This window comes from Fictibacillus sp. Mic-4, assembly GCF_049843615.1.
GTDB classification, from domain to species: domain Bacteria; phylum Bacillota; class Bacilli; order Bacillales; family Fictibacillaceae; genus Fictibacillus_A; species Fictibacillus_A gelatini.
Genome location: NZ_JBBHZM010000003.1, coordinates 192,491 through 199,057 on the forward strand (window position 1 = coordinate 192,491; position 6,567 = coordinate 199,057).

At 42.6% G+C, this 6,567-nt stretch carries 6 protein-coding genes; all 6 read left to right on the forward strand.

The window, feature by feature from the left end; genetic code table 11:
* Positions 1 to 54 precede the first annotated feature (54 nt).
* Positions 55 to 1,398, forward strand: coding sequence for a glutamyl-tRNA reductase (hemA, locus tag WD019_RS04695; protein ID WP_026676475.1), 1,344 nt, complete (start codon positions 55 to 57; stop codon positions 1,396 to 1,398).
* A 15-nt stretch (positions 1,399 to 1,413) separates the two neighbouring features.
* Positions 1,414 to 2,241 carry a cytochrome C assembly family protein gene (locus WD019_RS04700; protein ID WP_026676474.1) on the forward strand — a complete coding sequence of 276 codons (828 nt, stop codon included), beginning with the start codon at positions 1,414 to 1,416 and terminating at the stop codon, positions 2,239 to 2,241.
* Between the two features lie 30 nt (positions 2,242 to 2,271).
* Positions 2,272 to 3,204, forward strand: coding sequence for a hydroxymethylbilane synthase (gene hemC / locus WD019_RS04705; RefSeq protein ID WP_026676473.1), 933 nt, complete (start codon positions 2,272 to 2,274; stop codon positions 3,202 to 3,204).
* Positions 3,204 to 3,953, forward strand: coding sequence for a uroporphyrinogen-III synthase (locus WD019_RS04710; protein ID WP_425710798.1), 750 nt, complete (start codon positions 3,204 to 3,206; stop codon positions 3,951 to 3,953). The genes hemC and WD019_RS04710 overlap by 1 nt, the downstream gene beginning before the upstream one ends.
* A gap of 18 nt (positions 3,954 to 3,971) precedes the next feature.
* Entirely contained in the window at positions 3,972 to 4,940 is a 969-nt protein-coding gene (hemB, locus tag WD019_RS04715; RefSeq protein ID WP_425710799.1) for a porphobilinogen synthase, read from the forward strand.
* Between the two features lie 122 nt (positions 4,941 to 5,062).
* The gene (hemL, locus tag WD019_RS04720) at positions 5,063 to 6,346 is read left to right on the forward strand and encodes a glutamate-1-semialdehyde 2,1-aminomutase (RefSeq protein ID WP_026676470.1); all 1,284 of its coding nucleotides are present in this window, start codon (positions 5,063 to 5,065) and stop codon (positions 6,344 to 6,346) included.
* Positions 6,347 to 6,567: the final 221 nt, after the last annotated feature.

Genomic DNA, 6,567 nt, shown 5'->3' on the forward strand with positions numbered 1-6,567 from the left:
TGGTATAATACTCTAGGAGAATGAATTCATACATATTTAAAAGGGGGTGAGTGGATGCACATACTAGTTGTTGGGATCAATTATAAAACTGCACCAGTAGAAATTAGAGAAAAAGTTTCATTTAGCCCTGAACAATTATCAGAGGCGATGAAAGCACTTAAAGAAACCAAGAGCATACTTGAATGTGTCATCATTTCAACCTGCAATCGAACGGAAGTTTATGCAGTCGTTGATCAAATTCACACCGGCCGTTATTATATGAAAGCTTTTCTTGCGGATTGGTTTAAAATCAATAAGGACGAATTGTCGCCGTTTTTACTTATAAAAGAAAGCGATCATGCAATTGAACATTTATTTAAAGTGACATCGGGCCTTCAGTCGATGGTATTAGGAGAAACGCAAATTTTAGGACAGGTTCGTGACAGTTTCTTACTCGGCCAAAAAGAAGGAACGACAGGAACGATTTTTAACCATCTGTTTAAACAAGCCATTACATTTGCAAAACGCTGTCATTCAGAAACGGAAATTGGCGAAAATGCAGTTTCAGTGAGCTATGCGGCCGTGGAGTTGGCAAAGAAAATTTTCGGCGGATTGAATGATAAAAATATCCTTATTATCGGTGCCGGCAAAATGAGTGAATTAACCGCTAAACATTTGCATGCAAATGGAGTCGGCAAGGTGAATGTTATAAACCGGACCTTTGAAAAAGCGGAAGAGCTTGCCGGGAAATTTAAAGGCACCGCTCACCCTATGGAGAAAATGGCAGACGTTTTAATTCATACTGATATTGTAATTACATCTACGGGTTCCAAATCGTATGTCATCACGAAGGAAATGGTCCAATCGATTGTGAAGCGCCGCAAAGGAAGACCGCTATTTATGGTCGATATTGCGGTACCGCGTGATCTTGATCCGACTTTAAATGAAATCGACAGTGTTTTCCTTTATGATATTGATGACTTAGAAGGAATCGTTGAAGCAAACCTTGCTGAGCGTAGAAAAGTAGCTGAAGAAATCGAGATAATGATCGAAGAGCAAGTTGTAGCGTTTCAAAGCTGGGTCAATACGCTTGGCGTTGTTCCTGTCATTTCAGCTTTGCGAGAAAAGGCACTTGCCATTCAGGCGGAAACAATGCAAAGCATCGAACGGAAAATGCCTAATTTAAGCGACCGTGAGAAGAAAGTATTGAGCAAACATACGAAAAGCATTGTCAATCAATTATTGCGCGATCCGGTCATGAGAATAAAAGAATTAGCGGCAGAAGCCAATTCTGATGAATCGTTAGAATTATTCATTAAAATCTTTGCACTTGAAAATGATATAGAGAAACATGTGGTGGAAACGAAAGAAGTTAAGGGTCAATTAGCCCCCTTACAAGAAATTCCGCTTCGCTCCTAGGAGAGGAGTTTAGACGTGCAAAATTTAAACTGGATTTATGATGTAACGATTGTTTTATATGCATTAAGCATTACAGGATATTTTATTGATTTTCTTGAAAACAACCGGAAGGCGAACCGTTTTGCCTTCTGGTTGCTTTCTATTGTCTGGGTGTTGCAAACGATTTTTTTTGCACTAAGGATGATTGAATTTGGACGGGTTCCGATCTTTTCTCCTTTTGAAAGCCTATTTTTTTATGCCTGGATACTCGTAACGTTTTCGCTAGTGATGAACCGATTTTTTCGTGTTGATTTCCTTCTCTTTTTTACGAACGTTCTCGGGTTTGTCATCATGGCGTTAAATCTGTTTATTCCAAGAGCACAAATTAGCTGGATTTTGAAAGAGCATTTAACATCGGAATTAATGGTCATCCATATTACGATGGCGTTTCTATCTTATGGGTTGTTCAGTTTGTCCGGTGTGTTTTCATTGATGTATTTAATCCAGCATGACATGTTAAAACAGAAAAAATGGAGCAAACGGCTACAGCGGTTCGGCAGCTTATCGCAGCTTGATCAATTATCGTTTATTTTCAATATGCTCGGGGTGCCTCTTTTGCTTTTAAGCTTAATTTTAGGATTAACATGGGCATTCTTGAAAGTAAAAGCATTCTCTCTGCTCGACTTTAAAGTGGTCATGTCTTTTATCGTGCTGCTCGTTTACAGTTTTTATTTGTATGAAAAAGTTGCGAAAGGAAGGCAAGGGCGCACGCTTGCTTTTATGAATGTAGCTGCTTTTTTGATCGTACTCATTAATTATTTTTTAGCGTCAACGTTTACAGAATTTCATTTCTGGTATCAATAAATAGAGGAGAACGTTCTGGAGGTTTAGAAAATGAGAAAAATAATCGTAGGCTCTAGAAGGAGCAAGCTTGCCCTTACGCAGACGAATTGGTTCATTGATCAAATGAAAAGCCTGGGCTTACCATATGAATTTGAAGTGAAAGAAATTGTTACAAAAGGCGATGTCATTCTTGATGTAACCCTTTCAAAGGTTGGCGGAAAAGGACTGTTTGTAAAAGAAATTGAACAGGCGATGCTCGATGAAGAAATCGATATTGCTGTACATAGTATGAAGGACATGCCGGCAGAGCTTCCTGAAGGGCTTATCATCGGCTGCACGCCGAAACGGGTAGATCCGAGGGATGCGTTTATTTCGAAAAAATATGCGTCGCTTCAAGAATTGCCTGAAGGCGCGGTTGTCGGGACAAGCTCATTAAGGCGCGCTGCACAAATCTTAAATGTCCGGCCTGATATTAAAATTAAGTCCATTCGTGGCAATATTGATACGAGACTCGCTAAACTCGAATCCGGAGAATTTGACGCGATCATTTTAGCGGCTGCGGGCCTTGAACGAATGGGCTGGTCAAAGGAGATTGTTACGGAATATTTGCCTGTTACAGTCAGCATTCCTGCGGTCGGACAAGGGTCACTCGCCATTGAATGCCGTCAAAATGATGAGGACGTAAGAAACCTTCTCGAACGATTAAACGATGACGCAACGTATAAAACCGTTATGGCTGAACGCGCCTTCCTTCACACGTTGGAAGGCGGTTGCCAGGTGCCGATTGCAGGATTTGCCGAGCTTTCGGGCACGTTTGAAATCACATTAACGGGACTTGTCGCAACACCTGACGGAAAAACCATCATTAAAGAAACGGCAAAAGGGGAAAACCCGCACAAACTGGGTACCGGGTTAGCTGAACTTTTAAAAGAAAAAGGCGCCGAAGCCATTTTAGATGCGGTAAAAGATGAGTTGAATAAGTGATGGAACGTTCTGTCTTATCGGGAAAAAAAATCGTCGTGACCCGGGCAAAAGAACAAGCGGCTTCCCTGTTAAAACGAATTGAAGAAGCCGGCGGTGAGCCGATTCCGTTCCCTTTGTTATCCTTTACCGAGCCGGACGACAAAGCCGCACTAAAAACGGCCATTTGCCAGCTTTGTTCGTATGATTGGATCGTCTTCACAAGCGCAAACGGAGTGAAATTTTTTCTGAAAGAATTGCGAGACACAGGCGGTGCCATCAGACGGCAAAAAATTGCCGCAGTCGGCAAAAAAACGGCGGAGCTTTTAAAAAAAGAAAATGTAAAAGTCGACTGCATGCCGAAACGGTTTGAAGGAACTGAATTAGCAAATGAGCTTAAGGGGATCGTTCAGCCTGGTGAACGAATTTTGGTTCCAAAAGGGAATCTTGCGAAATCAACCATTTTAAACAAACTTGGTGATACATGTGAAGTAACCGAAATTATCGTTTATGAAACGAATCAGGAAGTGCCGGAAAGTCGGATGATTAGCCAGGTTGAAACAGTCGATGTTATTATTTTTATGAGTCCATCTGCAGTAAACTACTTTTCGGCATTGGGCATTTCTTTCAAAAAAACGCCGCTAGTCGCATGTGTCGGGCCAGTGACGGAAAGAGAAGCTTATAATAATGGATTCGAGCGCGTCATAGTCGCTGAAGAGTACACTGAAGAAGGTATTATTGAAGCGATATGTGATTATTTTGAAAGCGATTGAAGAGAGAGGGGCATTTCTATGATGTTTCAAAGACATAGAAGATTAAGAAGTTCGGAGAGCATGAGGGCATTAGTAAGAGAAACACATCTTCATAAAGAAGATTTGATTTATCCGATCTTTTTTGTAGAAGGGGAAAAAGTGAAAAAAGAAGTGGCCTCCATGCCCGGGGTGTTCCAACTTTCATTAGATTACTTAGAAGAAGAAATGCGGTCGATCGTTGAGCTTGGCATTCGTTCCGTCATTGTTTTCGGAGTGCCAGATCATAAGGATGAAGAAGGAACATCTGCATTTGAACAAAACGGTATTGTACAGCGGGCCATTCAGCGAATTAAAGCGGGATTCCCGGAATTAACAGTCATTGCTGATACGTGCCTTTGCCAATATACAACACATGGCCACTGCGGGGTAGTACGAGGGAATGAGATCGCCAATGACGAATCACTCGCTTTGCTGGCCAAAACGGCGGTTTCTCAGGCAGAAGCGGGAGCCGACATCATTGCGCCTTCCAATATGATGGACGGGTTCGTTATTGCGATTCGGACGGCCCTTGATGAAGCAGGATTTGCACATATCCCGATCATGTCGTATGCGGTGAAATATTCGTCTTCTTTTTACGGACCATTCCGTGATGCCGCACATGGCGCACCGCAATTTGGTGACCGAAAAACGTATCAAATGGATCCGGCGAATCGATTGGAAGCGCTGCGCGAAGCAGAATCAGATATTGACGAAGGCGCGGACTTTTTAATAGTAAAACCGGCATTAAGCTATCTTGATATTATTCGAGAGCTTAAAGACCGCTACCCGCTTCCGCTCGTTGCCTACAATGTAAGCGGGGAATATTCAATGATGAAAGCGGCGAGTCAAAATGGCTGGATTGATGAAAAAGGTGCCGTCATGGAAGCTTTAACAGGAATGAAGCGCGCAGGAGCCGATTTGATTATTACGTATCATGCAAAAGATGTTGCCCGTTGGTTAAGCGAATAAGCAATACGCTATGTGTTTTTTCTAGATGCCACAAGCAAAAAGTCGGATAGAGTAAATTGGCGAAGGGCCAATTTATTCTTCTTAAAAAAATATATGTGATTCTTTAGGACGGAGGACTTCAAATGAGAAGTTTTGAAAAATCAAAAGCGGCATTCCAGGAAGCGAAGAAATATATGCCGGGCGGGGTAAACAGCCCTGTTCGCGCATTTAAATCCGTCAATATGGACCCGGTTTATTTTGAACGGGGAAAAGGTTCAAAAGTGTATGATATTGATGGAAATGAATATATCGATTATGTTCTATCATGGGGACCTCTCATTTTAGGGCATGCAAACCCAAGAGTTGTTGAAAGTTTGAAACAAACAGCTGAAATGGGGACGAGTTTCGGGGCGCCAAACGAATGGGAGACAAAGCTCGCTAAGCTTGTCACAGACCGCGTTCCTTCTATCGAAATCGTCCGGATGGTTAACTCGGGAACTGAGGCGACGATGAGCGTGCTTCGCCTTGCGCGTGGTTATACCGGACGAAATAAAATTTTAAAATTTGAAGGCTGTTATCATGGACACGGAGATTCGTTATTAATTAAAGCAGGATCTGGTGTTGCGACACTTGGTCTTCCGGACAGCCCGGGTGTTCCGGAATCTGTTGCACAAAATACAATCACCGTTCAATACAATGATTTGGAAAGTGTCCGCTATGCCTTTGAACAATTTGGCGAAGACATTGCCTGCATTATTGTCGAACCGGTTGCCGGCAATATGGGTGTTGTTCCGCCGCAAAAAGGGTTCCTTGAAGGCTTGAGGCAAATTACAAAACAATACGGTGCATTGTTAGTCTTTGACGAAGTCATGACCGGCTTCCGTGTCGATTACGGATGTGCACAAAGCTATTTCGGCATTACCCCGGATTTAACGTGTCTCGGCAAAGTGATCGGCGGCGGTCTTCCAGTAGGAGCTTATGGGGGCAAAAAAGAAATTATGGAGCAAATTGCCCCGAGCGGCCCGATTTATCAGGCAGGAACGTTATCCGGCAATCCGCTGGCAATGGCGGCAGGATACGAAACGCTTGCTCAACTTACGCCTGAACATTATAAAGAGTTTGTTAAGAAAGGCGATCTTCTTGAAGAAGGCTTTATGAACGCTGCGCAAAAATACAACATTCCGCTCACTGTTAACCGTGCGGGATCGATGATCGGCTTCTTCTTCACCGATCAAAACGTCGTCAATTATGAAACGGCGAAATCATCTGACCTGAATCTTTTCGCCAGATATTTTAAAGGTATGTTAGAAGAAGGAATCTCGCTTCCTCCTTCCCAGTTTGAAGGGCTGTTCCTTTCAACTGAACATAGCAAGGAAGATATCGAGAAGACGATCGAAGCTGTGGAGAACGTATTTGCCAAACTGTAAAGCAAATGTGGCTGTCCAATAAATCTTTAAAATGAACCAGAGGAGAAAAACGACTCGATATCGTTTTCTCCTCTGGTTTTTTATATTTTTTTATTTTCTTTGAAAATAGCAGGCGGCGAAAATTTGCCTCCGATTCTCACTTTTGTCCTTGAGACAGATCCTATCGGACAAAAAAGAGCCCCAGCATGAGGTCACTGAAAAAGTCCCCCGAAAAAAGTGTG

Bases quoted from the DNA above. Each gene is read 5' to 3' on its own strand.
- WD019_RS04710 (WP_425710798.1), top strand. From the start codon at position 3,204: ATGGAACGTTCTGTCTTATCGGGAAAAAAAATCGTCGTGACCCGGGCA.
- hemA (WP_026676475.1), top strand. From the start codon at position 55: ATGCACATACTAGTTGTTGGGATCAATTATAAAACTGCACCAGTAGAA.
- hemL (WP_026676470.1), top strand. From the start codon at position 5,063: ATGAGAAGTTTTGAAAAATCAAAAGCGGCATTCCAGGAAGCGAAGAAA.
- hemC (WP_026676473.1), top strand. From the start codon at position 2,272: ATGAGAAAAATAATCGTAGGCTCTAGAAGGAGCAAGCTTGCCCTTACG.
- hemB (WP_425710799.1), top strand. From the start codon at position 3,972: ATGATGTTTCAAAGACATAGAAGATTAAGAAGTTCGGAGAGCATGAGG.